The sequence below is a fragment of the Amycolatopsis thailandensis genome (genome assembly GCF_002234405.1).
Taxonomy (GTDB): Bacteria; Actinomycetota; Actinomycetes; order Mycobacteriales; family Pseudonocardiaceae; genus Amycolatopsis; species Amycolatopsis thailandensis.
The window spans coordinates 1-25773 of record NZ_NMQT01000034.1 but is presented as its reverse complement, the minus strand read 5'-3'; the positions used below and the strand labels follow the sequence as shown (position 1 = coordinate 25773).

Below are 25773 nucleotides of genomic sequence, written 5' to 3'. Positions count from 1 at the left end.
GTCCCGGATCTTCCACGCTCGGTCTGGTTGGTGAGGGAGTCGGGGCCGTGCACGTCCTGGGTCTGTCGTCGGTGGGGCCCTGTTTCGTCGTGGTGCTGGATGATGGCGTGGTCGCCGGGGCGACCCCACGGTGAAGGAATTGGGACGTTCAACGTCCCAATTCCTACATCGTCGCGCCCTGGCAGCCGCTGAACCACCACTCTCGCCCAGTTCAGGCGTGGGTAGGTAAATACCGGCCCGGTTCTAACCCGAAACGCCACTCACGACCACCCGGACCGACCTGGCGAGGGAGGTGTCGGGATCGCGCGGTCCGGCGGCCGGGGGGGGGCGTTCAGTGGGCCCAGTGCGCAGTGTTGTGAAAGCCACTTTCGCAACCTTCAACGTTGCGAAAGTGGCTTTCACAACCTCCCTGACCAGCGAAGAGGCAACTTCGCCGAGCCCCTGACCCTGAAGGTAGGGAAGGAGGCCTTCACGGACTTGGGGACCACCGCGACCACGGCCGCCGCGGCGAGGGCCAGCCAGCCGGCGGTGAGCACGATCAGCCAGGTCCAGCCGGAGTGCCCGTAGACGGTCGCGCCGACGGCGCCACCGATGCTGCTGCCGAGGTAGTACGAAAGCGTGTAGAGGCCGCCCACCTGGCCTCGGGCGTTCTCGGGCGCCTCCGCGGCGGCCCAGCCGTTGGCGACGGCGTGCGCGGCGAAGAACCCGCCGGTCAGCACCACGAAACCGGCGACGACCAGGGGCAGCGAGTCGGAGAGTGTAAGCGCGGCGCCGGCGATCGTGAGCAGCAAGGCGCCGACGAGCGACCCGCGACGGCCGAACCGGCCGACGAGCTTGCCCGCGGTCGCGGACGAGACCGAGCCCATCGCGTAGGCGAGGAAGACGAGCGACGCGATCGCGGGCGAGAGGTTCAGCGGCTCCCCGGTCAGGCGGAAGCCGGCGGCGTTGTACAGCGCGACGAACGAACCCATCGCCAGCAGCGCGACCGAGTACTGGACCAGCAGGACCGGCTTCCGGACCGCGGCGCCGAGGCCCGCCAGCACCGCCCGTCCTTGCTCGCGAAGCCGCTCTGACCTGGGCCGATCCGCGGAAGTGACAGCAAAGGTCCCTTGCTTCCCCGGCGGCAGGGCCAGCACCGTGACCACCGCGCACACCAGGCCGATCGCCGCGACCACGAGCAGCGCGCCGTGGTACCCGAACGGACCGGCGGTGAACCCGGCCGCGAGCCGCCCGATCATGCCGCCGACGGTGTTCCCGGCGATCATCGCGCCCACCGCCGCCGCGAGCCCGGCCTTGCCGAGCCGTTCCGCGAGGTAGGCCGCGGCCACTCCGGGGAACCCCGCGATGGCGACCCCTTGCAGCGCCCGCAGCACCAACAGCGCCGGATAGCTGGGCGCCAGCGGCAGCAGGAAACCGAACACGACCGACGCGACCACCGAAGCGACGATCACGGGACGCCGGCCCACGACCTCCGAAAGCGCCGCGATCGGCAACACGGCGATCGCGAGCGCGCCGGTCGCGACGCTCACCGCCAGCGAAGCGCCACCGGGATCGAGGTGGTACTGCCCAGCCAGCTGCGGCAGCACCGGCTGCGGCGCGTAGAGCAGGGCGAACGAGGAGATCCCGGCCGCGGCGACGGCGATCGTCACCCGGCGGGTGGTTCCGGTGGCAGACACGATCCTGAAGCTAAGCCTGGCTAAACGATACGTCTAATACGATCATCTGACACAATCGATACCGTGCTGAATGAAAGGATGACCGCCCAGCTAGCCCCCCAGCTCGCGCTGCTCACCGCACTGCGCCGCACGACGAACGTCACACGCGCGGCCGAACTGCTCGGCGTCCCGCAGCCCACGGTAAGCCGCCGGATCTCGGCGCTCGGCGAGGCCCTCGGCGCCCCGCTGACGGTCCCCGACGGCCGCGGCATCCGGCTCACCCGGGCCGCCGAGCTGCTGGCCGACGCCGCCGAACGCGCCCTCGCCGACGTCGACGCCGGAGTCCGCCAGGCCCGCGAAGAGGTCGATCCGGAATCCGGGCACATCGTCCTCGGCTTCCTGCACCTGCTCGGCCGGTCGCTGGTCCCCACCCTGCTCCGCGGTTACCGCGCGGACCATCCGGGAGTCCGCTTCACGCTGGTCCAGGGCTCACGACAGGACATGGTCGACAGGCTGACCAGCGGCGAGCTCGACCTCGCACTGCTCGCCCCCGCCCCCGTCGACGATCCGCTGCTCGACACGGCCGTGCTCTCCGAGCAGGAGATCTTCCTCTCCGTTCCGACGTCGCACCGCCTCGCCGACCGGGAATGCGCCGCCATCGAAGACCTCAAGGACGAGGAATTCGTCCTGCTCGAAACCGGCTACGGCCTCCGCACCATCACCGACGAGCTGTGCGCCGCGGCCGGCTTCCAGCCGAAGATCGCCTTCGAAGGCCAGGAGTCCGACACGGTCCGCGGGCTGGTCGCGGCCGGGCTCGGGGTGGCGCTGCTCCCCCGGTTCGAACCCGGCAGCCCGGCGGGCGTCGCCGAAGTCCCGCTGGTGCCGCCGGTGGGACGGACCATCGGGCTGGCGTGGCGCAAGGACGTCGTCCTGCCTCCCGCCGTCATGCGGTTCCGGGAGCGGGTCCGCGCGCAGCGGACGTGACGATCGTCAAGGGCGATCCCTGACGATGGTGCAAGGCGGCGCGACTGTCGGTTTCGCTAACTTAGGGTGAATGTACGACGACATCGTGGAGATGGCGGGCGAGAGCCCCAGCTGGCTTCAGGCCTCAGGCGTCCTGTTCACCGACGCGGGCATGCTGATCTTCGCCGCCCTGATGGTCTGGGTCGCCTGGCGGGCCCGCACCTCGCCGACCAGGCTCGCGGTGTCGCTGCTGGTACCTGCCGCCGCGGCGATCGCGTACGTGATCAGCGAAGGGGCGAAGAGCGTGATCCGCGAGGACCGGCCGTGCCGGGGCCTCGTCACCCTCGTCGACTGCCCGGCGGTCGGCGACTGGTCCTTCCCGAGCAACCACTCCACGGTCGCCGCGGCGGCCGCCGTCGGACTCGCGCTCGCCTGGAGACGGCTCGCGCCGTGGGTACTCCCGGGCGCCCTGCTGATGGGCTTCTCGCGGGTGTTCGTCGGCGCTCATTACCCGCACGACGTGCTCGCCGGGCTCGTCCTCGGCTCCGTGACGGCGTGGCTCGTGTTCCGCTATCTGAGCGGCCCCGTGACCAGGATCGCCCGCCGCCTCACCGCGCATGCCGGCGACGCGCCGACCCAGCCCATGCCGAGGGTGCGCCCGCGCGGCGACAGCAAAGGTCCCTTGCTACCGCCGCGCAGGTAAACCGCAGGTCAGACGTAGGAAGCGACCAGCTCGACCAGCGTCCGCGCGGCGAAACCGGTGGCTCCCGGCACGACGTCGGCGTAGGTCTTGTCGGCTCGTGCCGGGCCTGCGATGTCGAGATGCGCCCACGGCACGTCGCCGACGAACTCCCGCAGGAACAGTGCCGCGACGATCCCGCCGGGACCGCCCGGCGCCTGCCGGATGTCGCCGAGCGAACCCTGCACGGTCTCGGCCAGGTCCTCCAGCAGCGGCATCCGCCACCACGCCTCGCCGACCCGCTCGCCCGCCTTCGTGACCCGCTCCGCGAGCACGTCGTCGGTGGCGAACACGCCGCCGGTCCGGACGCCGAGCGACACCTTCATGGCGCCGGTCAGCGTCGCCGCGTCGATCACGGCGTCCGGCTTGTGCTTCTTGATGCCGTAGGCGAGCGCGTCGGCCAGGACCATGCGGCCTTCGGCGTCGGTGTTGCCCACCTCGGTCGTCTTGCCGCCGTAGTGCCGGACGATGTCCCCGGGCCGGTACGACGAACCGGACACGTGGTTCTCGGCGGCGGGCACCAGCCCGGTCACCTTGACCGGCAGGCGCAGCGCGGCGATCGCGCGGACGGCGGCGATGATCGCCGCGCCGCCGGCCATGTCGGTGCGCATGAGGTGCATGCCGTCGGCGGGTTTGATCGAAAGCCCGCCGGTGTCGAAGGTGATGCCCTTGCCGACCAGCAGCAGATGCGTCGCCGCCCCGCGCGGCCGGTACTCCAGCTCGATCAGCCGCGGCGGCGCGGCCGAGCCGCCACCGACGGCGAGGACGCCGCCGAAGCCCTGTTCGGCCAGCCACTTCTCGTCCCGGACCGTCACGTTCAGGTTCGGGATGCCGCCGGACGCGCGCGCGGCCGTGTCGGCGAGCCAGGCGGGGGTCTTGACGTTCGACGGCGTGTTCGCCAGGTCGCGCGCGAACGAGGCGGCCGCGGCGAGCTCGCGGACCCGCTCCAGTGCCTTGTCGTACGCGGGCACGGCGCGTTCGTGACGTGTGAGCAACCGCACGGTCCGCAGGCTCGGCTTCGGCTCCTCGGCCGTCACCGTGAACCGGTAGCCGCCGAGCAGCAGTCCGAACGCGAGTTCTTCGAGGTGTTCGGCGCCCGCGTCCTCGGGCAGCTCGACGGCGAAGCCGCGGAACGCCTTCCGGCCCGCTTTGACGTCTTCTTCCAGCGCCGCCGAAACGGCGCGGACCAGCGCGGCACCGGCCTTGCGGTACTGCCGCGGTTCGCCGTCTCCGACGCCTGCCAGCCAGCGGGTGGCGCCGGTCGGCACGGTCTGCACGTCACCGGCCTTGCCGGAGGGCCGCACGCCGCCGATCTCCGCGAGTCCGGCGTCACCGTCCTCTTCGGAGGGCGCCGCGATCAGCGTGGCCAGCGGCGTACCGCGCCGCAGGTCGTCCGAGACCTCGAGTTCGAGCAGCTTCCCCGGAACGGGGGGTAGCGGGTTACGCACAGTGAGCGACCTCCGGGCACAGATGAACCGCGACCCCGGCCTCCGAAGGGAGACCGGGGTGCGGGTGGTTGAACGTTGGTGCGGTCCGGCTCAGCCGGTGACCTCCTGCAAGGCCGCGCCGAGATCCTTCGCTTCTTCCGCGGAGAGTTCGACGACGAGGCGCCCACCACCCTCGAGTGGTACGCGCATCACGAGGCCCCGCCCCTCCTTAGTCACTTCGAGGGGACCATCTCCGGTCCGGGGCTTCATGGCCGCCATAGCGTGCTCCCTCCGTCTCAACCGGCGCGCCCGGGTCGCGCTCGTCAAAGCCAGCCGGGTCTACTGTCCATTGTCCCTCATCAGCGGCCGAGCGCGAACGCGGACCGATCTTTTGCCGCCGTATCGGTGCTGGTATGCGGCTCGCGAGGCTGAAAGACTCAGTCTTGACCGCAGTTTCGCCGACTAGGAGATCCCGTGACCACATCCGACGTTCTGCTGACCGCCGACGCCGATGGCGTGCGCACCTTCACGCTGAACCGGCCGCAGGCGTACAACTCGCTGACCGTCGAACTCAAGGAACTGCTGCTGGCGGGCCTGACCGAGGCCGCGGCCGACGACAGTGTCCGCGCGGTCGTCCTGACCGGTTCGGGCAAGGCGTTCTGCGCCGGGCAGGATCTGAAGGAGCACGTCGGACTGCTTCAAGCGGGTGACCCGGCTCCGCTACACACGGTCAAGGAGCACTACAACCCGATCGTCAAGGCCATCGTCGGGATGCCGAAGCCGGTCATCGCCGCGGTGAACGGTCCGGCGGCCGGCGCGGGCGCCGCCTTCGCCTACGCGAGCGACCTCCGGATCGCGGCGACGTCGGCGAACTTCCTGATGGCGTTCGCGAACGTCGGCCTCGGCCCGGACTCGGGCGCGTCGTGGACGCTGCAGCGGCTGATCGGTCTCGGCCGCGCGGCCGAACTGATGCTGCTGGCGCGCACGGTCGACTCCGCCGAGGCACTGACGCTGGGACTGGTCGGCGAGGTCGTCCCGGACGAGGAACTGGCCGCCCGTGCGCAGAAGGTCGCCGCGAAGCTCGCGGCCGGTCCGACGGTGGCGTACGCGAAGATCAAGAACGTCCTGTCCGTCGCCGCCGAGTCGTCGCTCGAAGAGGCGCTCGACGCCGAGGACGCCGCGCAGTCCGCGCTGGGCGCGACCGCCGACCACACCGAAGCGGTGGAGGCGTTCGTGGGCAAGCGCAAGCCAACCTTCCAGGGCAAGTAGCCCTCCCCCACAGCGTGAGATGAAGGACGCTTTCATAGCAAATTTTGCAATGAAAGCGTCCTTCATAGCGCTCTCGGGACCGGTACCCGACCGGCGCGGTTAGCGTCCCGCGGTGATCCCGCCCCACCTCAGGACGCAAGCCGCCGAGCACGACCTCGGCGAGTTCGTCCGCCGCTACCGACGCCGCCCAGGCGTCATCGGTACCTTCGTCGCCTTCGCCCCACTCGTGGGCGCGCTGGTCCTGGGGATCCGGGAAAGCGACCCGACGACGACCCTGGGCATCCTGGTGTTCCTCTGGCCGCCGCTGTTCCTGACCTGGTGTGTCTCCACGCGAAGGCGCCTCGACGGCGGCGTGTACCTCTTCACCGGCGGTTTCGCCGAGGTCCACGGCCGCAAGGTCCGCTACGCCGTCCCATGGGCCCGAGTCCGCGAAGTGCGCTACAAGAGCGTCGAGCACTGGCTGAACTTCATTCCCGTCGCCTACATCGCGAAGTGCATGATCACCTTGGACAACGGTGGGGTGATCGAGCTCGACGGCAGCTACCGATCCCTGGAACGACTGGCGCAAGACCTCGGAGCGCACTAAGCGGCCCGGAAGCAGTCCTTCACGTGGTCGTCGACCATCCCCGTCGCCTGCATCAGCGCGTAACACGTCGTCGGCCCCAGGAACACGAATCCGCGCTTCTTGAGTTCCTTCGCCATCGCCTTCGACTCGTCCGTGATGGCAGGGACGTCGCCCATCGTGCGCGGCCGTTTCTGCCGAGCCGGCGCGAACGACCACAGCAGCTCGTCCAGCGAACCGTCGAGTTCCGCGATCGCCCGCGCGTTGTTGATCGCCGCCAGGATCTTCGCCCGGTTCCGCACGATCGACGCGTCTTCCATGAGACGGGAAACGTCGTCGTCGGTGAAGACGGCGACCTTCTCCGGCAGGAAGCCGGCGAACGCCTTCCGGAACGACTCCCGCTTACGCAGGATCGTGATCCACGAAAGCCCGGACTGGAACGACTCCAGGCACAGGCGCTCGTACAGTTCCTCGTCGCCGTGGAGCGGGACTCCCCATTCGGTGTCGTGGTACTCGACGTAGTCCGGGGCCGAGTTGCCCCACGAACACCGCTTGATCCCGTCCGCCCCCAGCAGACCCGCCTCAGCCAACCCGGTACCCCTCCGCGTACTTCACGAATTTCTGCAGGCTCAGCCGCAGTCCCAGTTCGAACCCCGGTTTCGCGACCGGCCAGCCGAGCCGTCCGACGACGCCGAACGGCGGCCGCAGATGCTCCGCCCAGACGAACGTCGACGAATGCGGCCCCTTCTCGATCACCTGGAACACCCCGGTGCCCTGCACGATCTTGCCGAGATGCGTCACGACGCACCGCAGCGGTGGCTCCCAGGTGGTGATCTCCATGGTGTCGGTGAACCCGATCCCGGCGACGCCGGTGAAGGCCGACAGCTTCGAGCCCACGCTGCGCCCGTTGCCCTCCACGACCTTGACCTCGGTGCCGAGCATCCACTCGCCCTGACGTTCCCAGTCGGTCAGGGCGAGCCAAGCCGTCCCGGCCGGTACCGCGACGTCGACGGAGACGACGACATCGGTCACCTGGCGCCCTCGCGGTCGGCCTCCAGCTCGGCCACCTTGGCGCGCAGTTCCTCGATCTCGACGCCGAGCCGCCGCATCACCCAGTCCACTTCGGACATCTTGTAGCCGCGCAGCACCATTTGATAGCGGACGGCGTGGACGTCCTCGGCGGTGATGTCTTCGGCGGGCAGCCTGGTCGGCGAACTGCCGGGCGGCAGCGGGGCGAGCTCCTCACCCCTGCCGAACACCACGGCGGCCAGCAGAAACACCACCGCGGCCACCAGCAGCATGACTACGAGATAGATCAGGGCGGTCGTCACGCCACGATCGTGGCACACGAACGCCACGATCGTCGCGCCAGCAACGCGAGTCGCACGCTGAGCACCACCCAAAGCACCATCAGGATGCCGCAGGGGACCGACAGGAACAGTCTCGACGCGTCGATCAGGCCGGTGGCGATCACCAGCAGCGCCACCGAAAGCAGATTCAGCCCGACGGCCTCGCCGATCAGCACGCTGATGCTCTTGACCAGCTTGACGCCGTCCATCCGGCGGGAGAGCCAGCGCATGCAGACCAGCGCCAGCACCCCCAGCACCGGCACGATGAACACCGAACCGTGGGTGAACTGGGCGATGTACCGGTACCAGCCCGGGGTCGGCGCGAGCTGCGACCAATCGCCGAAGGTCCACTTGCGGGCGAGCTCCCAGGCGATCTGCATCATCGGCACGCCGAGGATGAGCTTCCAGAGCGTGCGCGTCCCGCTGTGCATCCCCAATTCGGCCTGATAGTCCCGGGCGATCAGGTGCACCGGCCCGAAGTCTTCGACGGCGCGGCGCTGCGCGTCGTGCTCGCTCCAGCCGCCCTCGCGGTAGGCGTCGGCGGCGTCGTTGAGCCCGTCCCGCGCTTCGCGCAGCAGATCCCGCTTCGCCGTCACGGGGCCGTCCAGCCGCGTCCGCAGCTCGCCGAGATAGGCCTCGATCACCGTCATGCCGTCGCTCTCCGACTCCGTGCGGCGACCGTGAGCCGCATGCTGAACAGGATCCACGTCGCGGACAGGAGCGCGCACGGCACGCTGACGATCAGGCGGGCAGGCTCCAGCAGCCCGGTCGCGCCGCCGTAGGTCGCGACCGCGAGCAGGTTCAGCCCCACTGCCACGGCCAAGGACCACGAGACCACGCGAGCGGTGGACGGACCGCCCGGCCGCCGCGAAAGCAGCCGTGCCGCGATCAGCCCGGCGATCGCGATCATCGGGGACAGCGCGGCGAGGGTGTCGGCCGTGCCGATCACGCGGAAGTACCAAGAAGGGGGCTGCCCGAGCCGCGACCAGTCGCCGGAGCTGAACACCCGCGCGAGATCCCAGCCGAGGATCAGCAGCGGGACACCGACGATCAGCTCCCACAGGACGCGGATGTCGCGCCGCAGCCCCAGTTCCGCCTGGTAGTCACGGGCGATGAGGTCGGCCGGGCCGAAATCGGCGACGGCACGGGATTCGGCTTCCGCCTCGTCGAAGCCACCTGCGCGATAGGCCTCGGCCGCGTCGGTCAAACCGTCCTTCGCCTCGGTGAGCAGATCGGCCTTCGCCCCCGCCGATCCGCTCAGCCGCCTGTCCAGGTCGCCGATGTAGGCCTCGATGGCGTTCATGCGGCGATCAGGGTCCGCGACCGGAAAGCCGGCGCGAGCAGCCAGATACTGAAGGCCGCCCAGCCGATCGCCAGTACGTTGCACGGCAGGCTCACGTTCAGCCTGGCCGGATCGAGGACCGACGTGCCCACCGTGAGCAGCAGCAGCGCCAGCAGGTTCGCGATCGCCGCGGCGCCCACCGTCCACCGCGTCACCTTCCCCAGGCGCACGCTGTCGAGCCTGCGCCCCAGCCGTCGGGTGCCGAAGAGCGCGACCGCGCCGATCACGGGCGAAACGACGACCAGGACGCCGAAGAGTTCGATGACGGACACGTACCAGCCCGGGATCGGCTTCCCCGACCGGCTCCAGTCGCCGTGGGTCCAGATCCGCGCCAGCTCCCAGCCCACCTGGATCAGCGGGACTCCGACGATGACCTTCCACAGGGTGCCGATGTCGGCGCGCAACGCCAGTTCCGCCTGGTACTCGCGGGCGATCACGGCGGCGGGACCGAAGTCGGCGACGGCACGACGTTCGGCTTCCTTCTCGCCGGTACCACCCTCGCGATACGCCTCGGCCGCGTCGGTCAAACCGTCCCTGGCTTCGGTGAGCAGATCGGCCTTGGCCCCCGCCGACCCGCTCAACCGTCTGTCCAAGTCGCCGATGTAGGCCTCGATCGCGCTCATGCGGTGCTCCCCCCGAGGACACCACCGATCACGGTGGTGAACTCCTGCCACTCCGCCCGTTCCGCCGCCAAGGCCTTCTGCCCGGAGCGGGTGAGCTTGTACGTACGACGTTTGCGGCCGGACACGACGTCCCATTCGCTGGCGAGGAACCCGGCGCGCTCCAACCGGCGAAGCGCCGGGTAGACGGTGCCCGTCGGCAGGTCGAGCGCACCGTCACTGCGGAGCTGGAGCGCCTCGATGATGGCGTACCCGTGGAGCTTCCGGCCGTCGAGGACGGCGAGGAGCAACGCGTCGAGGTGCCCGCGCAGGCTGTCGGCCTTCATAGATAGACAGTCTACACATCGCCGATCAACAGGGTAGTCGGGTCTTTCCACTGGTCACCTCAGGGAATTACCCCGAGATCGCCCCGATTTCATAGATTTTGTGCCTACATGTAGACAGGCTACGTATACAGTGCATCGGCATGGACGCACTCCCGATCGCGAGACTCCAGTTCGCGACGACGACCTCGTTCCACTTCCTGTTCGTGCTGCTCACACTGGGGCTCGTGACACTCGTCGCGGTGATGCAGACACGCTCCGCGTTCGGCGGCAAGCCGGAACTCACGCGGATGACACGCTTCTGGGGCAAGCTGTACGTGATCAATTACGCGCTGGGGATCGTCACCGGAATCGTGATGGAATTCCAGTTCGGACTGACCTGGACAGGCCTGTCCGCCGTCGCGGGCGACGTCTTCGGCGCCCCGCTGGCCATCGAGACACTGGTGGCGTTCTTCGCCGAATCGACCTTCCTCGGCCTGTGGATCTTCGGGTTCGGCAGGCTCAACAAGTGGGTCCACCTGACGCTGATCTGGCTGGTCACGCTGACCGCGTACGCCTCGGCGCTGTTCATCATGGTGGCCAACTCGTTCCTGCAGAACCCCGTCGGCACCCACGTCGAGAACGGCGTGCTGAAGCTCGACGACTTCGGCGCGCTGTTCACCAACCCGGCGCTGGCGATGTCGCTGCCGCATGTGCTGAGCGCGGCGCTCATGACCGGTGGCTTCTTCGTGGTCGGCGTCAGCGCGTATCACTTCATCAAGCGCACCAAGGAGATCGAGTTCTTCCGGCGTTCGATGCGGGTCGGCGTGCTCACCTCGCTGGTGGGCAGCACGATGGTGATCGGCTTCGGCTTCGCGCAGTTCGGCCCGCTCGGGGAGTACCACCCCGGCAAGCTCGAAACGGCGGAACCGCTGGTCGGCGCCCCGCTGGGGCTCATGATCCAGATCGGCTTCATCGCCTTCCTCGCCTCGAGCCTCGGCACGCTGCTGCTGTTCCGGAACTGGATCACCAAGGTGCGGCCGCTGCTGTACGTGATGGTGCTGGCGATCCCGCTGCCGTTCTTCGCCGCGATCTCCGGCTGGCTGGTACGGGAGATCGGCCGTCAGCCGTGGCTGATCCGCGGCCACCTGACCACGGCCGACGCCGTCGCGTCGATCCCGGCTGGGCAGATCCTGTTCTCCTTCATCGCTTTCACCCTGCTGTTCCTGGTGCTCGCGATCGCCGACTGGGTGCTGATGTCGCGGGTCGCCAGACGCGGCCCGGAACCCGAAGAAGAGGCGACCGCGCCTCGTGCCGAACTTCCCGTCCTGAGCGGAGTCTGACCCATGGTGATCCTCTGGTGGTGTGTGCTCGGTTTCCTGATCTCCGGCTATTTCGCGCTGGCCGGCTACGACTACGGCGTCGGGATGCTGCTCGGCAGGCTCAGCCGTGACGAGGCCGGACGACGGCGTGTGCTCGGCGCCTTCGGTCCGTTCTTCCTGGCCAACGAGGTCTGGCTGGTGGCTGCGGTCGGCGTCCTGTTCGGCGCTTTCCCGCATCTGGAAGGAAAAGTGTTCTCCGGGGCGTACATCCCGGTCGTCGCGCTGCTGCTCGGGCTGGTCACGTTCACCGCGGCCGTGCAGTTGCGCAGCAGGCGACCGGACGCGGGCCGCGGCGCCTGGACGCTGGGGATCACCGTCGGCGCGTGGGTGACGGCGGTGTCGTGGGGCGTGTTCCTCGGCAACCTCGTCCTCGGCCTCCCGCTCGACGCTTCCGGGAAACCCGCCGGTGACGTCCTCGCGGTGTTCAGTCCGTACGCGCTGCTCTGGGGCGCCGGGTTCGTCGCGCTGTTCGCCTTGCAGGGAGCGGCTTTCCTCGCCGTTCGAGCACCCGCCGAATTCACCGCCCGCGCGAACCGGATCGCCAAGGCCCTCACCGCGCCCGCCCTCGCGTTCCTTGTCGTGGCGGTCGTCTGGGGCGCCTTCGAGACCTCCGCGTCGTGGTCCGTGGTGCCGTCGATCGTGCTGGCGTTCGGCGCGTTGGGTGTGGCGTCGGCGGCGTTGCGCGCCGGGCGGCACAAGGTGGCGCTGATCGCCACGATGGCGCTTTCCGCGTCACCCGTGCTGGCCGTCGGGACCCTCCGCCTGCCGGACGCGCTGACGTCCTCTGTGGACGGCGGGTTCTCGTTGAGCCTGACGGAAGCCGCCACCAGCACCGAGATGCTCGGCCTGCTCACCTTCGTCCTGCCGCCCGCGCTCGTGGCGATCGCCGCCGTGCAGTGGGTGACCTGGCGCAGGCACGACGGCCGGGTCGACCAGCGTTCGCTGCTGCACTTCTAGGAGCTCGTGATGCCTCCCCTTCCCGGACTGCGGCGCCACTTCGGTGTGCTGGGCGTCCTCGGAACGCTGACCGCCGCGGCGATCCTCGTCCAGGCGGACGGTCTCGCGACGCTGCTCACCGGCGGCGGCGTGACCTGGACCCTCGCGGCCGCCATCGCGGTCCGGGTGCTGCTCGCGGCCGTCCAGGGTTCCCTCGGCGGCCGGTTCGCGGCGACGGTCAAGGCCAAGCTGCGTCAACGGCTTCTCGGCGCGGAAGCGGAAAATCCCGGCGAGGTCGCGACCTTGGTGACCAAGGGGATCGACGCGGGCGACGCCTACCTGACCGGCTACCTGCCGACGGTGGTGTTGTCCGCGATCGTCCCGGTCGCGGTGGTCGTCCGGCTGTTCGCCGCGGATCTGTCGTCGGCGCTGATCATCACCGCGACGCTGCCGTTGATCCCGGTGTTCGCCATCCTGGTCGGGCAGCACACCAAAGCGAAGACGGCCAAGCAGTGGCGGCTGCTTTCCCAGCTGGGCGGGCATTTCCTCGACGTCGTGCGCGGGCTGGGCACGCTCAAGGTGTTCGGCCGCGCCGAAGCCCAGGCGAAGACGGTGCGGGCGATGGCGGACGCGCATACAGACGCGACGATGCGCACGCTGCGGGTCGCGTTCCTGTCCGCGCTGGTGCTGGAACTGGTGGCGACGCTTTCGGTGGCGCTGGTCGCGGTGCCGATCGGTTTCCGCCTGCTGGAAGGCGGAATGGTCGTGCACACCGCGGTGCTGGTGCTGCTGCTGGCGCCCGAGGCCTACCTGCCGTTGCGGGCGGCCGGGGCGAAGTTCCACGCCAGCGCGGAAGGCCTCGCCACCCTCCGGGAAGCGCTGAACGTCCACTCCGAGGACGCCGTGCGCGGTTCGCGGGTGGCCGGTCAGGGTGCGCCGAAGATCGTGCTGGAAAAGGTGAGCGTCGCGTACGGCGAGGAGATCGTGCTGTCCGAAGTGGACATGACGATCGAGGCGGGTGAGCACGTCGCGCTCGTCGGCCCCAGCGGCGCCGGGAAGAGCACGTTGCTGGCGGTCCTGCTGGGTTTCGTCACACCGATGTCCGGCCGGGTCCTCGTCGACGGCGTCGACCTGCGCGAACTGGATCCGAGCCGATGGCGGGCCGGAACGGCGTGGGTGCCGCAACGGCCGACGTTGTTCACCGGGACCGTCGAGGAGAACATCGCGATGGGCGGGGTGCCGGACGTCCAGGCGGCGGCCCGCGCGGCGGCGTTCGACGAGGTCGTGCGCGGGCTGCCCGGCGGCTACCGGACGCGGATCGGGGAACTGGGCGCCCCGCTGTCCGCCGGGCAGCGGCAACGGCTCGGCCTCGCCAGGGCACTGGCCCGGACCGAGGCGGGTCTCGCGCTGCTCGACGAACCGACCGCGCGACTCGACGCGGGAACCGAAGCGGCCGTGCTCGACGCGACCCGCGAACTGCTCACCGGCCGGACCGCGGTGCTCGTGGCCCACCGGCCCGCGATGGCCGGCTTGGCCACCCGCGTCCTCGAAGTCCGGGATGGCGCCGTGAGAGAACGGGAACTGGTGTGAACGTCTGGGGTGTGTCCACAAAGGACGTCGTCCGGCTGGTCCGGGCCGGGCTGATCGCGGCCGGGGCGGAGCTGGCCGGGCTGGCGCTGATGGCCACCGCCGCGTGGCTGCTGCTCAAGGCGGCCGAGCAGCCGCCGCTGGCGTCGCTCACGGTGGCGATCGTCGCCGTCCGGACGCTGGCGTTGCTGCGCGGCGGGCTGCGGTACGCGGAACGGCTCGCCGGGCACGAGGTCGTCCTGCGGTATCTCGGCGCCCTGCGGACCCGCGTGTACACGTCGTTGCTGCCGCAGCGGGTTTCCCGGCATTCCGGCGGCGACCTCGTCACGCGCCTGGTGTCCGATGTGGACGCCGTGCAGGACGCGATCCTGCGCTGCCTGCTGCCCGCCGGTGTCGCCGCTTTCGTGGGCGCGGTGTCGACCGCGTTCGCACTCGTCGTCAGTCCTCTGGCCGGTCTCGTGCTTGCGCTCGGGCTCGCCGTCGCGGGGATCGGGCTGCCGTGGCTGTGCGTGCGGATCACCCGCGCGGCGGCGGAACAGAGCGCCCCGGCACGGGCCGACCTCGCCGAACGGTCGGTCGAGCTGATCACCGGACGCCGGGAGCTGATCGCGTACGGCGTCCACGAGTCCACTGTGGACGCCGCGCACGTCGCCGTCGACGCGCTCGCCGTCCGGGACCGGAGGACGGCGAACCGGACCAGCCTGCTGACCGCGGCCGGGATGCTTGTCCAGCTGCTGACCTGCGTCACGATCGCCTTGGTCGCCGGGGTTTCACCGCCGGTGACGGCGGCACTGGCGCTGGGGGCGCTGGCCGTGTTCGAACTGGTCCTCCCGCTGACCGCGGCCGCGCAGCGCTGGGTCGAGGTCCGGGCGTCGGCGGAGCGGGTGCGGGCGCTGCTGACCGAGCCGTCGCCCACGCGGGGAAACGCGGTGCCCGAGCCGGGACATCTGCGACTGGAACGGGTCGGCGTTCACTTCGAAGGCCGGGCTCCGGCGCTAGAGGGCGTCGACCTCGACCTGCCGCCGGGCAAGCGCGTCGGGATCCTCGGGCCGAGCGGGGCCGGGAAGACGACGTTGCTGAACGTCCTGCTCGGTTCCGTGGCACCGACGTCCGGCCGGGCGGTCTTGAACGGCAGGCCGCTCGACGAGTACGACCCGGCGTTGCTGCCGTCGGTGGTCTCCGGCGCGCTCGCGGACGCGCACGTCTTCCACACGACGGTCCGGGAGAATCTGCTGCTCGCGAAGCCCGGCGCCGCGGACGCCGAGCTGCTCTCGGCGTGCGAAACGGCCGGTTTCGACCTGCCTCTGGATCGCGAAGTCGGGTCCGACGGCGACGCGTTGTCAGGCGGGCAGCGCCAGCGGCTCATCCTTGCGAGAGCAGTGCTCTCGGCACCACCGATCCTGGTGCTGGACGAGCCCGTCGAGGGGCTGGACCCGGAGCACGGCGACGCCGTCCTGGCCGACGTTCTCGCGGCGGCTCGTGGCACCGTCGTCCTGGTGACCCATCGCGAGTCGCAGGTGGCGGGCTTCGACGAGGTCCTACGACTCGGATAAGCCGCGGACTTCGCGCATCGGCGGCCGGTCGCTGACCGAAACCTCGGCCACCTCGGGCAGCCATTCGTCCCCTACCTGCGCGAACTGGGTGAGCTGGGCCGGGTCGTCGGACTTGATGCCGCAGCGCGCGAGCGCCGTCCCGAGGATCTGCCGCGCCATCACGCCCAGCTGAAGCAGCGAACGGTTGCGATGCTTGCGTACGCCGAGGTTGACCTGCGCGAGCCCTTCGAGGCCGTAGCGCGCTTCGGCGTCGAGGATGAGTCCGATCTCGACGCCGTACCCGGCCGCGAAGGGCACTGACTCGAGGAACTCGCGCGTCGCGGCGTACTCGCCGCCCAGAGGTTGGATGAGCCCGGAGAGCGACGGGCGCAGCGCCGAGAGGACCGGTCGCGCCAGCAGCTCGGTGACCCGGCCGCCGCCGCTGCTCTCCAGCCGCAGCGGGCGCCGGTAGAAGCCCTTGACCAGGTGGACGCCTTCTTCGCAGAGCAGGGGCCCGAGCAGGGTCGGCACGAACGCCGGATCCGGATCGACGAGGTCGGAGTCGAGGAACACGACGACGTCACCGGTCGTCGCGGCCAGCGACCGCCACAGCACCTCGCCCTTGCCCGGCACCGGCGGCAGCTCGGGAAGCACGTCCTCGCGGTGCACCACCCGCGCGCCGGCCCGCTCGGCGAGCTCGGCGGTCGCGTCGGTGGACCCGGAGTCCATCACGACCAGCTCGTCGACGACCGTGCCCAGCAACGGGCGGACAGTTCCGACGACCTCGGCGACGGTGTCCTCTTCGTCGAGTGCCGGTAGCACGACCGAAACCGTGCGGTCACCCTTCGCAGCGACGATGTCGTCGAGCGTCCAACCGGGGTTCTGCCACGTGCGCCGCTCGAACCAACTCATGAGTAGTGATCGTGCCATGCTGGAGTCCGACACTCTGTCGATGGAGGAACCTTGCTACCGCTGCTCGTCCGATTCGTGCTGGGTCCGCTGGTCAGGGCGCTGTACCGCCCCGAGATCCGCGGCGTGGAGAACATCCCGGCCACCGGCCCGGTGCTGCTCGCGCCCAACCACCGGGCGGCCCTGGACACCGGAGTGATCACTTTCACGGCGATGCGGCCGGTCAAATTCCTCGGCAAGGCGGAGTACTTCACCGGCCGCGGGCTCAAGGGCAAGATGATGGCCGGTTTCCTGGGCGGCCTCGGCTACGTCCCGGTCGAACGCGGCAACGCGCAGGCCGGTCTCGCCGCGCTCGAAGCGGCGCGGAAGGTGCTCGACGCGGGCGGCGCGTTCGCGATCTATCCCGAAGGCACACGCTCGCTGGACGGGCGGCTACACCGCGGCCACACCGGCGTCGCGGCCCTGGCACTGGCGACCGGCGCGAAGGTCGTCCCCGTCGCGCTTTCCGGCACCGAGAACCTCCAGCCCGCGGGGAAGCGGATCCCGCGGCGGGCGAAGATCACGGTCACCTACGGCGCGCCTTTGGATTTCTCGCGGTACGAGGGACAGGACTCCTCGCCGGCGATCCGGCGGTCGGTGACCGACGAGATCATGTACGCGATCCTGGAGCTTTCGGGGCAGGAGTACGTCGACTCGTACCACAAACGCCCTGATCAGAGCGCCGCCTGACGCCTCGTCGATGCTCGGGCGATAGCAAAGGTCCCTTGCTCCCCCTGCTGCCCGCGCTCCCTGTAGACGCGTGCAATGAAAGGCTCTTTCCTTGCAAATTTTGCAAGGAAAGAGCCTTTCATTGCATCGGCGGGCGGGCGGGCGCGCGCACGGCCGAAAGGGAGCAAGGGACCTTTGCTGTCACGCTCCCCCGGAGGGCGACAGCAAAGGTCCCTTGCTTCTCTCACGGCCTGGACGACCTTGCCCGTTCACTTAGAATTCATCTTGTGACAGCCGAGACCCTGCCGCGCAAGAACGTCCCTTCGACCACTCCGGCCGCGCTCGGGCTCGGCGACCGCCCCGCGAAAGCCGGGCCGGACGATCCGGCGGCCACCCACGTCCGGGTCAAACTCGACGTCGAGATCCGCGCGCTCCTCGCGCACGAACCGGGCACCAAATCCGGCGCCGACCCCGAGGACCTGCACCAGATGCGGGTCGCGCTGCGCCGCATGCGAAGCGTCCTCAAGCTTTCGGGCCGCCTCGTCGGCCCCGACGCCGAGCCCGTGCGCGCCGAACTCGGCTGGCTCGGCCAGTCCCTCGGCGACGTCCGCGACTACGACGTCCTCATCGGTCACCTTCGCGACGTCGTCGCCGACTTCGAGGTGCGCGACCAGCCCGCCGCGCGCCGTCTGGTCTCGAAGTTCGTCACCGAACGCGGGGTCGCGAAGCGGCGGCTCACTCGCGCGCTCACCAGCCCCCGGTACGCCTCGATGCTGCAGGGCATCGGCCGTCTCGCCCGGCAGCCCGCCACCGAGGAAGCCGACGAGAGCCCCCAGACCTCGGCCGATCTCGTCGCCGGCCTCGCGAAGCCGCATCGAAAGCTCGCGAAGGCCGTGAGGGCACTTCCCGCCAATCCCCCGGACGACGACCTTCACGCGCTTCGCATCTACGGCAAGAAGCTCCGCTACGCCGCCGAGATGGCCAAGCCCGCCGCGAAGAAGAAGCAGGCGGAGCGGATCCAACGGCTGATCAAGGCCACGAAGAACTTCCAGACCGTCCTCGGGGACCATCAGGACGCCTGCGTCGCCGCCGATCGCATGCGAGGAGCCCTGGACACGACCGATGTCGAAGTCGCCTTCATCGCGGGCCGGATCGCGGAGAAGGAACTGCTGCGCCGCGCCCAGGTCCGCGCCGTGTGGCGCGAGGTCTGGGCGGAGGTCGACGCGGCCGCTCAGGCTGTCAGCCCGCGGATGTAGCCGTCCGGGCGGATCGACACCTGCCGCCCGTTCCCGGCTTCGTACGCGGCGAAGGCGTGCCCGCCGACGTCCTCGAAGTCCACATCGGACAGTGCGCTGCCCGCGGGCAGGATCCGCCGCGCGCCTTCGGGAGCGGGACCGTCGCCGAACACCAGCACCGTCGGCCGCGGGCCTCGCATCAGTTCGAACAGCCGCACGGACTTGCCGTTCGCGTCCTTCAGCGGCGCGTCCGGGGCGCGATCACCGGGCCGGATCCGGCCGGTCGCCTCGGGCGCGAGCGGACCGCCGCGGTAGCCGATGTCGAGCTGGCGCGTGTTCTCGCCACGCTCGTGGGCGTCGTCCGCGCCCTCTTTGTACTTCTCGAGGATCTCCGTGCTGATCTTCAGCACCCGCGCGGCGTTCCCGCGACGCTCGGGCTCGTAGCTGTCGAGCAGTTCCAGCGAACCGTCGGCGAGCTTCCAGCCCAGGTTGTACGCGTCCTGGACACCGGTGTTGAGCCCCTGCCCGCCGGTCGGCGGGTGGACGTGCGCCGCGTCGCCGGCGAGAAAGACCCGGCCCTCGCGAAACCTTTCGGCGAGCCGGATGTTGGGCCGCCACACCGTCGACCAGGCGAGGTCGTGCAGCCGGATCCCGCCGCCGGACAGCTCGTCGAGCCGGGACTGCAGCGTGGCCAGTGACGCCTCGACCTCCTCCTCCCCCAGCGGCGCGCCGAACTGGAAGTGCGGCACTCCCGGCAACGGCGTGAGCCCGATCCCCGACATGGGGTTTTCGGGCTTCGCGAACCAGTGCCCGTAGGCGCGATCGAGCCCTTCGGCCTGGACGTCGCCCAGCAGCATGCGGATCGATTCGTCGGTGGTCCCCTCGAACGCGATCCCGAGCGCCTTGCGCACGAAGCTCTTCCCGCCGTCTGCGCCGACGAGGTAGCGGACCCGGATCCGCTCGCCCGGCAGCTCGGCCGTCACGCCGTCGGCGTCCTGCTCGAAGCCGAGCAACGGGGTGCCGACCTCGACTCGGACGCCGAACTCGGCGAGCCGGTCGCGCAGGATCCCCTCGGTCCGCGACTGGCCGAGGAAGAAGCCGTTCGGGTAAGGCACCTCCGGCGTCGGTTCGGCGAGCTCGGCCATCATCCGCTCGCCGACGACCTCGCCGCCCAAGTGGATCTTCATCGGCACCGGCGGCATCCCGGCGGCCAGCACCGCGTCCAGTACGCCGAGATCCTCGAAGACCTCCAGCGTGCGCGGTTGCAGGCCGTCGCCGCGCGACCCCTCGAAGAACGTCTCGGTCTTCTCCACGATCCGCACGCCGACGCCGCGGCGCGCCAGGTCGATGGCCAGCGTGAGCCCGGTCGGGCCGGCGCCCGCGATCAGGACCTCGGTCATCTCTCCTCCAGTGAATTAGAATTCAGTGAATCTGTATTCACTATGATCGTTGCTAGCCTTCCGTGTCAAGGAGGTGCCGATGACGGCGACGAGCCGCAAGGAGAAGGCGGCGGAGACCGAGGCCGCCCTCAAGGACGCGGCGAAGCGCGTTTTCGCGGCGAAGGGGTATCTGAACACCAAGATCACCGACATCACGGCCGAGGCCGGGCGCGCGGCGGGATCGTTCTACAACCACTTCGCGGGCAAGGAGGAGCTGCTCGAAGCGCTCCTCGCGGACCTCGCGGCGGCGAGCGACGTCAACGCCGCCCTGCCTGGGCACAAAGCGGACTTCACCGACCCGGACGCGGTGCGCTGGCACGTCCGCGAGTACTGGAACTTCCATCGCGACAACGCCGCGACGATGCTCGCGCTGCGCCAGGCCGCGATGGTCAGCGACGACTTCGCGCGCACGTACGCGCGTTTCGGCGCCACTCAGGCGGAGGACATCCTCGGCCACCTCGGGTACATCACCGCGGCGGGAATGGAACTCCCGGCCTCGGAGCGGCTCACTCTCGCGATGATGGCCGAGCTGGTCAACGGCTTCGCGCACACATGGCTGGTCGACCCGTCAGCGGTCTCCGAAGAGGAAGCCGTCGAGGCGCTGACGCGGTTCATCTACCGGGGATTCACCGGCCGCGACGTGGGCTGAAGGGGCCCATGGCCGCATACGACGCGGCGAAGGGCGCTTTCGCCACGCCACCGATCCACCAGACCGCGCCAGACCGAGGGGGTCGTGAGTAGCAAGTCGCGTTCTCTTGCGGGGCAGGGCTAACGTGTCGGCGTGCGTGTCCCGAGCGCCACGCTGGGGACGCTCACCGTCTCGAGCGTGGCGCTCGAGACGTGCTGCTTTGACGTTCGGGGCGACCGGGAGAACCGGCAGCCGCGACGAAGGCTCTAGGCGGCGAGGCGTTCCACCGCGGCATCGATCCGCTCGTCCGTCGCCGTCAACGCGATCCGGACGTGCCGGCCACCGGTCGGCCCGTAGAACGTGCCCGGCGCGGCGAGGATGCCGCGCTCGGCGAGCCAGTCGACGGTGTCGAGCGCGGATTCCCCGCGCGTCGACCACAGATACAGCCCCGCCTCGGAGTGCGAGATCTCGAAACCGCTGTCCAGCAACGCCTTCCGCAGCACCAGCCGACGGCGCGCGTAGCGTTCCCGTTGCACGACAAGGGCTTCGTCGTCCTTCAGCGCGGCGACCATGGCCTCCTGCACCGGCCGCGGCACGATCAGCCCGGAGTGCTTGCGGATCTCCAGCAATCCGGCGACGAGCTTCGGGTCACCGGTGACGAAACCGGCGCGGTAGCTGGCGAGGTTCGCGGACTTCGACAGCGAGTGGACGGCCAGCAGACCGTCGAGGGAGCCGCCGTGCACGGACGGGTGCAGGATCGACACGGGCTCGCTTTCCCAGCCCAGCGCCAGATAGCACTCGTCGGAGACCACGACGACGTCGCGTTCCCGTGCCCATTCGACGACCTTGCGCAGGTGGTCGACGCCGAGCACGCGCCCGGTCGGGTTGGACGGCGAGTTCAGCCACAGCATCGCGGGCTTCTGCGGGCCGAGCGCGAAAGTGCTGTCCGCGCGCAGCAGGGAAGCACCCGCCATCAGCACGCCGACCTCGTAGGTCGGGTACGCCACCTCGGGGATGACGACGAGGTCACCGGGGCCGAACCCCAGCTGCCGTGGCAGCGAGGCGACCAGTTCCTTCGAGCCGATCGTCGGGAGCACGGCCGCTTCGGGAACGCCTTCGATGCCGTGCCGCCGCGAAAGCGCTTCGATCGCGGCGGCCCTCAGCTCGGGAATCCCGTGCGTGGTCGGGTACCCCGGGATCTCCGACACGGACGCGAGCGCCGCGCGGATACTCTCGGGGACCGGGTCCACCGGCGTGCCGATCGACAGGTCGACGATGCCGCCGGGGTGCGCCTGGGCTTTCGCCTTCGCTCCGGCGAGGGAGTCCCAGGGGAAATCAGGAAGAGCGACCCGGCTCATTCGCCCTGCGGGGGAAGAGCCTTGATGAAGGCGGGGTCGTGGCTGGTCTTGCCGACCTTGGAGGCTCCACCGGGCGAGCCGAGTTCGTCGAAGAAGTCGACGTTGGCCTTGGTGTAGGGATTCCACTCGTCGGGGACGTCGTCCTCGTAGTAGATCGCCTCGACGGGGCAGACCGGCTCGCAGGCACCACAGTCGACGCATTCGTCCGGGTGGATGTACAGCATGCGGTCACCCTCGTAGATGCAATCCACGGGGCACTCGTCGATACACGCCTTGTCGAGCACGTCGACGCAGGGCTCGGCGATCACGTAGGTCACTGCGTACTCCTGCTTATCTCTGCTTCACCAGTCTGCAACGGACATTACGCGCCCACGGGCGCGCCAGGCCCGCTTAGGCCACCCTTATCCGTACCCCGGGTATGGGCTTTCAGCGGTCCCTGCGGCGTGGCGGCGGAGTGGCCCTGCTGTCCCCAGTGATGACGAACTGCGGCGCGGCGGGCTTCTCCGCTTCCTCGTTCTTCTCCTCGACTGCCTTTTCCGCGCCCAACGCCCGGTTGAAGCCGTCGGAGATCTCGCGGACCAGGTCTTCGTTGTGCCTGTCGTCTTTGCGCGCGATGCTCATCGGGGTCCCTCCACTGCCTTCCTTGGCACAATCTAACCGTGAACAGTGCGGAAATGCTCGAGCTCACCTGTAGCCAGGCCTGGACGCCCCTGCTGGAGCGCCGGATCGGCGACTGGAGGCTGCGCTGGGCGGACGGGTTCACCGCCCGCGCCAACAGCGCGCTGGCGATCGGTGACCCGGGAAAACCGCTGCCAGACGCCCTGCGGGCGGTCTGTGACTTCGCCCACCATCATGCCATCCCGCCGGTCGTTCAGGTGATCCAGAACACGTCCGTGGAGGACGAGATCGCCTCGACGGGCTGGGTCCAGTATGTGGAACACCGGCCCGCGCACGAGGTTTCGGTGCTGACCGGGCCGCTTTCGCACGGGACCTCGGCGGGAGCGGTGATTCTCGACGAACCGACGTCCGGATGGTGGGAAATGACGACGGGAAGCGCCGAGCCGGCCGAGGCGCCACGGCATGTCCTCGGCACCGGAAAGGTCGGCTTCGGGGTCGTCGAAGTCGACGGCGTCACGGCCGGGGCGGTACGCGGCGCGGTCGTCGGCGAGTGGCTGCACATCGGCAGGCTGGAGGTCCGGGCGGAGTTCCGGCGGCGGGGGCTGGCCCGCGGGCTGATGAACGCGGCTGGCGGCTGGGCGGCCGCTCAAGGCGCCACCGGGGTCGTTCTCCAGGTCGCGGTGGCGAACTCCGGCGCGCTGAAGCTGTACGAGAACCTGGGCTGTACGGAGCACCACAGCTACCGCTACTGGGCCCCGGGTCCCGGCGCGTGCGAGGATCGCCCGTCGTGAAGGTCGTCATTTTGGTCGGCGGAGTGGGCGGGGCCCGCTTCCTGCTGGGGGTCAAGCAAGCACTGGGTCTGCCCGCGATCGGTTCCGCGCCGGAATCGCCGCACGAGGTGACCGCGCTGGTGAACACCGGGGACGACGTGTGGATGCACGGTCTGCGCATCTGCCCGGACCTGGACACCTGCATGTACACCCTCGGCGGGGGGATCGACAAAGAGCGCGGTTGGGGCCACTCCGGTGAGACCTGGACGGTCAAGGAGGAGCTCGCCGAATACGGCGCCGAGCCGACGTGGTTCGGCTTGGGTGACAAGGACATCGCGACGCATCTGATCCGTTCGCGGATGCTGCGCGCGGGTTACCCGCTCTCCCAGGTCACCGAGGCGCTGTGCGACCGCTGGCAGCCGGGGGTGCGCCTGCTGCCGATGTCGGACGACCGCGTCGAAACGCACGTCGTGATCGACGATCCGGAAGACCCGGACCAGCGCAAGGCGATCCACTTCCAGGAGTGGTGGGTGCGCTACCGCGCCGAGCCGAAGGCGCATTCGATCATCGCCGTCGGCGCCGACGAGGCGAAGCCCGCGCCGGGCGTGCTCGACGCGATCGCGGGCGCCGACGTCGTGCTGTTCGCGCCGTCCAACCCGGTGGTCTCGGTGGGCACGACCCTCGGCGTCCCGGGGATCCGTGACGCGCTGCGGAAGACCCGTGCCAAGGTCGTCGGTGTCTCGCCGATCATCGGCGGGAAGGCGTTGCGTGGCATGGCCGACGCGTGCCTGAGCGCGATCGGCGTGGAGACCTCGGCCGAGGCCGTCGGGCGGCATTACGGTTCCCGCAAGGAATCCCCGGACGGCGTACTCGACGGCTGGCTGGTCTCCGAGGGCGAAACCGTGGACGTGCCGGGTGTCGCCGTCCGCGACGTCCCCCTGCTGATGTCCGATGTGGACGCGACCGCGGCGATGGTGCGCGCAGCTTTCGACCTGGCGGGAGTTTCCGTTGACTGACCACGCTTCTTCGAAGATCGAAATCCTGCCCGTCGACGGTCTCCCGGAGTTCCGGCCCGGCGACGACCTGACCGGCGCGATCGTCACGGCGGCGCCGTGGCTGCGCTCGGGCGACGTCCTGGTCGTGACCAGCAAGATCGTCTCCAAGACCGAGGGCATGCTCATCCGCGTCCCGGCCGATCCCGAGGAGCGCGACGCCGCCCGGCGCAAACTCGTCGAGGAGGAGTCCGTCCGCGTGATCGCGCGGATCAACCGGACGGTGATCACCGAGAACAAGCTCGGCATCGTGCAGGCCGCGTCCGGGGTGGACGCGTCGAACGTGGCCTCCGGCGAGGTCGCGTTGTTGCCGTCCGACCCCGACGCCTCCGCGCTCGCGTTGCGGAACGGGCTGCGGGAGCGGCTGGGTGTCGAGGTCGCGGTCGTCGTCACCGACACCATGGGCCGCGCGTGGCGGGTCGGGCAGACCGACGCCGCGATCGGCGCGTCCGGGCTGCGGGTGCTGCATTCGTACGCGGGCGAGGTCGACAGCCAGGGCAACGAACTCGCGGTCACCGAGGTGGCGATCGCCGACGAACTGGCCGCCGCGGCGGATCTGGTCAAGGGCAAGCTCGGCGGGACGCCGGTCGCGGTCGTGCGCGGCCTTCAGCTCACGGACGACGGTTCGACCGCCCGCAAGCTGCTCCGGCCGATCGAGGAGGACCTGTTCCGTCTCGGTGCCAACGAATCCCTCGCGCAGGGCCGTCGGGAAGCCGTGCTCGCGCGGCGTTCGATCCGGTCGTTCACCGACGAGCCGGTCGATCCCGGAGTGCTGCGCCGAGCCGTCGGAACGGCGTTGACAGCGCCCGCACCGCATCACACGAAGCCGGTCCGGTTCGTGTGGCTGCGTGAGGAAGGCTTGCGCCGCAAGCTTCTCGACGCGATGAAGGCGTCTTGGCAGGCCGATCTCGAAGGCGACGACTTCACCGCCGAGCAGGTCACGAAGCGCCTCAGCCGCGGCGACATTCTCTACGACGCGCCCGAGGTCGTGGTGCCGTTCCTCGTCGCCGAGGGCGCGCACACCTACCGCGACGACCGCCGAAACGCTTGTGAGCACACGATGTTCACCGTCGCCGGGGGCGCGGCGGTGCAAGGTCTGCTGGTCGCGCTCGCCGCCGAAGACCTCGGCTCGTGCTGGATCGGTTCGACGATCTTCGCCGCCGACATCGTGCGCGAGGTCCTCGGCCTGGACTCGCGCTGGGAACCGCTTGGCGCTGTCGCGATCGGCCATCCCGCCGCCCTGCCGCCCGCGCGCGGTCCCGTCGAACCCGGTGAAGGACTTCTCGAGCTGTGACTTTGCACGACGACGTTGTGTCCACTTTGTCCGGTTGGCGACCGGCGGACGCCGCTCAGGAATCCTTGCGCCAGGCCTATCTCGGCTTCCTCGCCGC

At 69.8% G+C, this 25773-nt stretch carries 29 protein-coding genes and 1 pseudogene; 15 read left to right on the top strand and 15 right to left on the bottom strand.

Annotated features, from left to right (window positions below; translation table 11 throughout):
• Nucleotides 1–398: 398 nt before the first annotated feature.
• On the bottom strand, nt 399–1649 hold the full coding sequence (locus tag CFP71_RS10985; RefSeq protein ID WP_208635928.1) for an MFS transporter: 1251 nt from the start codon (nt 1647–1649) through the stop codon (nt 399–401).
• A gap of 105 nt (nt 1650–1754) precedes the next feature.
• On the opposite strand from CFP71_RS10985, the gene CFP71_RS10980 reads away from it, so the two are divergent.
• Nucleotides 1755–2639 carry a LysR family transcriptional regulator gene (locus CFP71_RS10980; RefSeq protein WP_208635927.1) on the top strand — a complete coding sequence of 295 codons (885 nt, stop codon included), beginning with the start codon at nt 1755–1757 and terminating at the stop codon, nt 2637–2639.
• 70 nt (nt 2640–2709) lie between these two features.
• A complete protein-coding gene (locus CFP71_RS10975; protein ID WP_093933737.1) occupies nt 2710–3321 on the top strand; it encodes a phosphatase PAP2 family protein in 612 nt (203 codons plus the stop codon).
• An 8-nt stretch (nt 3322–3329) separates the two neighbouring features.
• Here the strand turns inward: CFP71_RS10975 and CFP71_RS10970 are convergent, their stop codons facing one another.
• Nucleotides 3330–4805: a leucyl aminopeptidase family protein gene (locus CFP71_RS10970; RefSeq protein WP_093933736.1), complete on the bottom strand. Its 1476-nt coding sequence runs from the start codon at nt 4803–4805 to the stop codon at nt 3330–3332.
• A gap of 90 nt (nt 4806–4895) precedes the next feature.
• Entirely contained in the window at nt 4896–5063 is a 168-nt protein-coding gene (locus CFP71_RS10965) for a DUF3117 domain-containing protein (RefSeq protein WP_005155393.1), read from the bottom strand.
• A gap of 195 nt (nt 5064–5258) precedes the next feature.
• On the opposite strand from CFP71_RS10965, the gene CFP71_RS10960 reads away from it, so the two are divergent.
• On the top strand, nt 5259–6053 hold the full coding sequence (locus tag CFP71_RS10960) for an enoyl-CoA hydratase-related protein (protein ID WP_093933735.1): 795 nt from the start codon (nt 5259–5261) through the stop codon (nt 6051–6053).
• Nucleotides 6054–6165: 112 nt separating this feature from the next.
• A complete protein-coding gene (locus tag CFP71_RS10955) occupies nt 6166–6639 on the top strand; it encodes a hypothetical protein (protein WP_093933734.1) in 474 nt (157 codons plus the stop codon).
• Here CFP71_RS10955 and CFP71_RS10950 read toward each other — a convergent pair.
• From CFP71_RS10950 to CFP71_RS10920, 7 genes are read right to left on the bottom strand one after another with little or no spacing between them, the layout of a single operon-like run.
• Entirely contained in the window at nt 6636–7205 is a 570-nt protein-coding gene (locus CFP71_RS10950) for a DNA-3-methyladenine glycosylase I (protein WP_093933733.1), read from the bottom strand. The two genes, CFP71_RS10955 and CFP71_RS10950, sit on opposite strands and share 4 nt — an antisense overlap.
• The gene (locus tag CFP71_RS10945; RefSeq protein ID WP_093933732.1) at nt 7198–7647 is read right to left on the bottom strand and encodes an SRPBCC family protein; all 450 of its coding nucleotides are present in this window, start codon (nt 7645–7647) and stop codon (nt 7198–7200) included. Before CFP71_RS10945 ends, CFP71_RS10950 begins: the two co-directional genes overlap by 8 nt.
• Nucleotides 7644–7946, bottom strand: a complete 303-nt coding sequence (locus tag CFP71_RS10940; RefSeq protein ID WP_093933731.1) for a DivIVA domain-containing protein — start codon at nt 7944–7946, stop codon at nt 7644–7646. The genes CFP71_RS10945 and CFP71_RS10940 overlap by 4 nt, the downstream gene beginning before the upstream one ends.
• Complete coding sequence (locus tag CFP71_RS10935; RefSeq protein ID WP_093933730.1) at nt 7943–8614, bottom strand: permease prefix domain 1-containing protein; 672 nt, start codon at nt 8612–8614, stop codon at nt 7943–7945. The genes CFP71_RS10940 and CFP71_RS10935 overlap by 4 nt, the downstream gene beginning before the upstream one ends.
• Nucleotides 8611–9267 (bottom strand): permease prefix domain 1-containing protein, encoded by a 657-nt coding sequence (locus CFP71_RS10930; protein ID WP_093933729.1) that lies wholly within the window; start codon nt 9265–9267, stop codon nt 8611–8613. Before CFP71_RS10930 ends, CFP71_RS10935 begins: the two co-directional genes overlap by 4 nt.
• Complete coding sequence (locus CFP71_RS10925; RefSeq protein ID WP_093933728.1) at nt 9264–9929, bottom strand: permease prefix domain 1-containing protein; 666 nt, start codon at nt 9927–9929, stop codon at nt 9264–9266. The genes CFP71_RS10930 and CFP71_RS10925 overlap by 4 nt, the downstream gene beginning before the upstream one ends.
• Nucleotides 9926–10252 carry a helix-turn-helix transcriptional regulator gene (locus CFP71_RS10920; protein ID WP_005155407.1) on the bottom strand — a complete coding sequence of 109 codons (327 nt, stop codon included), beginning with the start codon at nt 10250–10252 and terminating at the stop codon, nt 9926–9928. Before CFP71_RS10920 ends, CFP71_RS10925 begins: the two co-directional genes overlap by 4 nt.
• Before the next feature lie 140 nt (nt 10253–10392).
• Between CFP71_RS10920 and CFP71_RS10915 the strand changes: the two genes are divergently transcribed.
• The 4 genes from CFP71_RS10915 to cydC are packed head-to-tail and all read left to right on the top strand — an operon-like array spanning nt 10393 to nt 15686.
• Complete coding sequence (locus tag CFP71_RS10915) at nt 10393–11571, top strand: cytochrome ubiquinol oxidase subunit I (RefSeq protein ID WP_093933727.1); 1179 nt, start codon at nt 10393–10395, stop codon at nt 11569–11571.
• Nucleotides 11572–11574: 3 nt separating this feature from the next.
• Complete coding sequence (gene cydB, locus CFP71_RS10910; protein WP_093933726.1) at nt 11575–12567, top strand: cytochrome d ubiquinol oxidase subunit II; 993 nt, start codon at nt 11575–11577, stop codon at nt 12565–12567.
• A gap of 9 nt (nt 12568–12576) precedes the next feature.
• Entirely contained in the window at nt 12577–14136 is a 1560-nt protein-coding gene (gene cydD / locus CFP71_RS10905) for a thiol reductant ABC exporter subunit CydD (protein ID WP_093933725.1), read from the top strand.
• Nucleotides 14133–15686 (top strand): thiol reductant ABC exporter subunit CydC, encoded by a 1554-nt coding sequence (gene cydC, locus CFP71_RS10900; RefSeq protein WP_093933724.1) that lies wholly within the window; start codon nt 14133–14135, stop codon nt 15684–15686. The genes cydD and cydC overlap by 4 nt, the downstream gene beginning before the upstream one ends.
• On the opposite strand, the gene CFP71_RS10895 is transcribed toward cydC, so the two are convergent.
• A complete protein-coding gene (locus tag CFP71_RS10895) occupies nt 15672–16577 on the bottom strand; it encodes a glucosyl-3-phosphoglycerate synthase (RefSeq protein ID WP_093933723.1) in 906 nt (301 codons plus the stop codon). The genes cydC and CFP71_RS10895 overlap by 15 nt on opposite strands.
• Before the next feature lie 51 nt (nt 16578–16628).
• Here CFP71_RS10895 and CFP71_RS10890 point away from each other — a divergent pair, with 51 nt between their 5' ends.
• Complete coding sequence (locus CFP71_RS10890; protein WP_093933722.1) at nt 16629–17303, top strand: lysophospholipid acyltransferase family protein; 675 nt, start codon at nt 16629–16631, stop codon at nt 17301–17303.
• Nucleotides 17304–17569: 266 nt separating this feature from the next.
• Complete coding sequence (locus CFP71_RS10885) at nt 17570–18538, top strand: CHAD domain-containing protein (RefSeq protein WP_093933721.1); 969 nt, start codon at nt 17570–17572, stop codon at nt 18536–18538.
• Here CFP71_RS10885 and CFP71_RS10880 read toward each other — a convergent pair.
• Nucleotides 18514–19917, bottom strand: coding sequence for an FAD-dependent monooxygenase (locus CFP71_RS10880; RefSeq protein ID WP_093933720.1), 1404 nt, complete (start codon nt 19915–19917; stop codon nt 18514–18516). The two genes, CFP71_RS10885 and CFP71_RS10880, sit on opposite strands and share 25 nt — an antisense overlap.
• Before the next feature lie 79 nt (nt 19918–19996).
• On the opposite strand from CFP71_RS10880, the gene CFP71_RS10875 reads away from it, so the two are divergent.
• Nucleotides 19997–20605 carry a TetR/AcrR family transcriptional regulator gene (locus CFP71_RS10875; RefSeq protein ID WP_093933719.1) on the top strand — a complete coding sequence of 203 codons (609 nt, stop codon included), beginning with the start codon at nt 19997–19999 and terminating at the stop codon, nt 20603–20605.
• A 245-nt stretch (nt 20606–20850) separates the two neighbouring features.
• Here the strand turns inward: CFP71_RS10875 and dapC are convergent, their stop codons facing one another.
• The 3 genes from dapC to CFP71_RS10860 form a co-directional block, all read right to left on the bottom strand.
• A complete protein-coding gene (gene dapC, locus CFP71_RS10870; protein WP_093933718.1) occupies nt 20851–21942 on the bottom strand; it encodes a succinyldiaminopimelate transaminase in 1092 nt (363 codons plus the stop codon).
• On the bottom strand, nt 21939–22259 hold the full coding sequence (gene fdxA / locus CFP71_RS10865) for a ferredoxin (protein ID WP_005155436.1): 321 nt from the start codon (nt 22257–22259) through the stop codon (nt 21939–21941). The genes dapC and fdxA overlap by 4 nt, the downstream gene beginning before the upstream one ends.
• Nucleotides 22260–22368: 109 nt before the next feature.
• Nucleotides 22369–22563: a hypothetical protein gene (locus tag CFP71_RS10860; RefSeq protein WP_093933717.1), complete on the bottom strand. Its 195-nt coding sequence runs from the start codon at nt 22561–22563 to the stop codon at nt 22369–22371.
• A gap of 53 nt (nt 22564–22616) precedes the next feature.
• On the opposite strand from CFP71_RS10860, the gene CFP71_RS10855 reads away from it, so the two are divergent.
• The 4 genes and pseudogenes from CFP71_RS10855 to CFP71_RS44890 all read left to right on the top strand — a co-directional run.
• A complete protein-coding gene (locus CFP71_RS10855) occupies nt 22617–23351 on the top strand; it encodes a GNAT family N-acetyltransferase (RefSeq protein ID WP_093933716.1) in 735 nt (244 codons plus the stop codon).
• Nucleotides 23348–24346, top strand: a complete 999-nt coding sequence (cofD, locus tag CFP71_RS10850; protein WP_093933715.1) for a 2-phospho-L-lactate transferase — start codon at nt 23348–23350, stop codon at nt 24344–24346. Before CFP71_RS10855 ends, cofD begins: the two co-directional genes overlap by 4 nt.
• Entirely contained in the window at nt 24282–25676 is a 1395-nt protein-coding gene (locus tag CFP71_RS10845; protein WP_093933714.1) for a coenzyme F420-0:L-glutamate ligase, read from the top strand. The genes cofD and CFP71_RS10845 overlap by 65 nt, the downstream gene beginning before the upstream one ends.
• Nucleotides 25673–25773, top strand: a pseudogene (locus tag CFP71_RS44890) (NUDIX hydrolase); the annotation flags it as partial. The gene CFP71_RS10845 and the pseudogene CFP71_RS44890, both read left to right, overlap by 4 nt.

Coding starts and splice junctions, on each gene's coding strand:
- CFP71_RS10920 (WP_005155407.1), bottom strand. CDS start 10,252: ATGAAGGCCGACAGCCTGCGCGGGCACCTCGACGCGTTGCTCCTCGCC.
- cydD (WP_093933725.1), top strand. CDS start 12,577: ATGCCTCCCCTTCCCGGACTGCGGCGCCACTTCGGTGTGCTGGGCGTC.
- CFP71_RS10855 (WP_093933716.1), top strand. CDS start 22,617: ATGCTCGAGCTCACCTGTAGCCAGGCCTGGACGCCCCTGCTGGAGCGC.
- cydB (WP_093933726.1), top strand. CDS start 11,575: ATGGTGATCCTCTGGTGGTGTGTGCTCGGTTTCCTGATCTCCGGCTAT.
- CFP71_RS10860 (WP_093933717.1), bottom strand. CDS start 22,563: ATGAGCATCGCGCGCAAAGACGACAGGCACAACGAAGACCTGGTCCGC.
- CFP71_RS10975 (WP_093933737.1), top strand. CDS start 2,710: ATGTACGACGACATCGTGGAGATGGCGGGCGAGAGCCCCAGCTGGCTT.
- CFP71_RS10965 (WP_005155393.1), bottom strand. CDS start 5,063: ATGGCGGCCATGAAGCCCCGGACCGGAGATGGTCCCCTCGAAGTGACT.
- CFP71_RS10915 (WP_093933727.1), top strand. CDS start 10,393: ATGGACGCACTCCCGATCGCGAGACTCCAGTTCGCGACGACGACCTCG.
- CFP71_RS10845 (WP_093933714.1), top strand. CDS start 24,282: ATGTGGACGCGACCGCGGCGATGGTGCGCGCAGCTTTCGACCTGGCGG.
- CFP71_RS10935 (WP_093933730.1), bottom strand. CDS start 8,614: ATGACGGTGATCGAGGCCTATCTCGGCGAGCTGCGGACGCGGCTGGAC.
- CFP71_RS10925 (WP_093933728.1), bottom strand. CDS start 9,929: ATGAGCGCGATCGAGGCCTACATCGGCGACTTGGACAGACGGTTGAGC.
- CFP71_RS10980 (WP_208635927.1), top strand. CDS start 1,755: ATGACCGCCCAGCTAGCCCCCCAGCTCGCGCTGCTCACCGCACTGCGC.
- CFP71_RS10895 (WP_093933723.1), bottom strand. CDS start 16,577: ATGAGTTGGTTCGAGCGGCGCACGTGGCAGAACCCCGGTTGGACGCTC.
- dapC (WP_093933718.1), bottom strand. CDS start 21,942: ATGAGCCGGGTCGCTCTTCCTGATTTCCCCTGGGACTCCCTCGCCGGA.
- CFP71_RS10875 (WP_093933719.1), top strand. CDS start 19,997: ATGACGGCGACGAGCCGCAAGGAGAAGGCGGCGGAGACCGAGGCCGCC.
- CFP71_RS10880 (WP_093933720.1), bottom strand. CDS start 19,917: ATGACCGAGGTCCTGATCGCGGGCGCCGGCCCGACCGGGCTCACGCTG.
- CFP71_RS10930 (WP_093933729.1), bottom strand. CDS start 9,267: ATGAACGCCATCGAGGCCTACATCGGCGACCTGGACAGGCGGCTGAGC.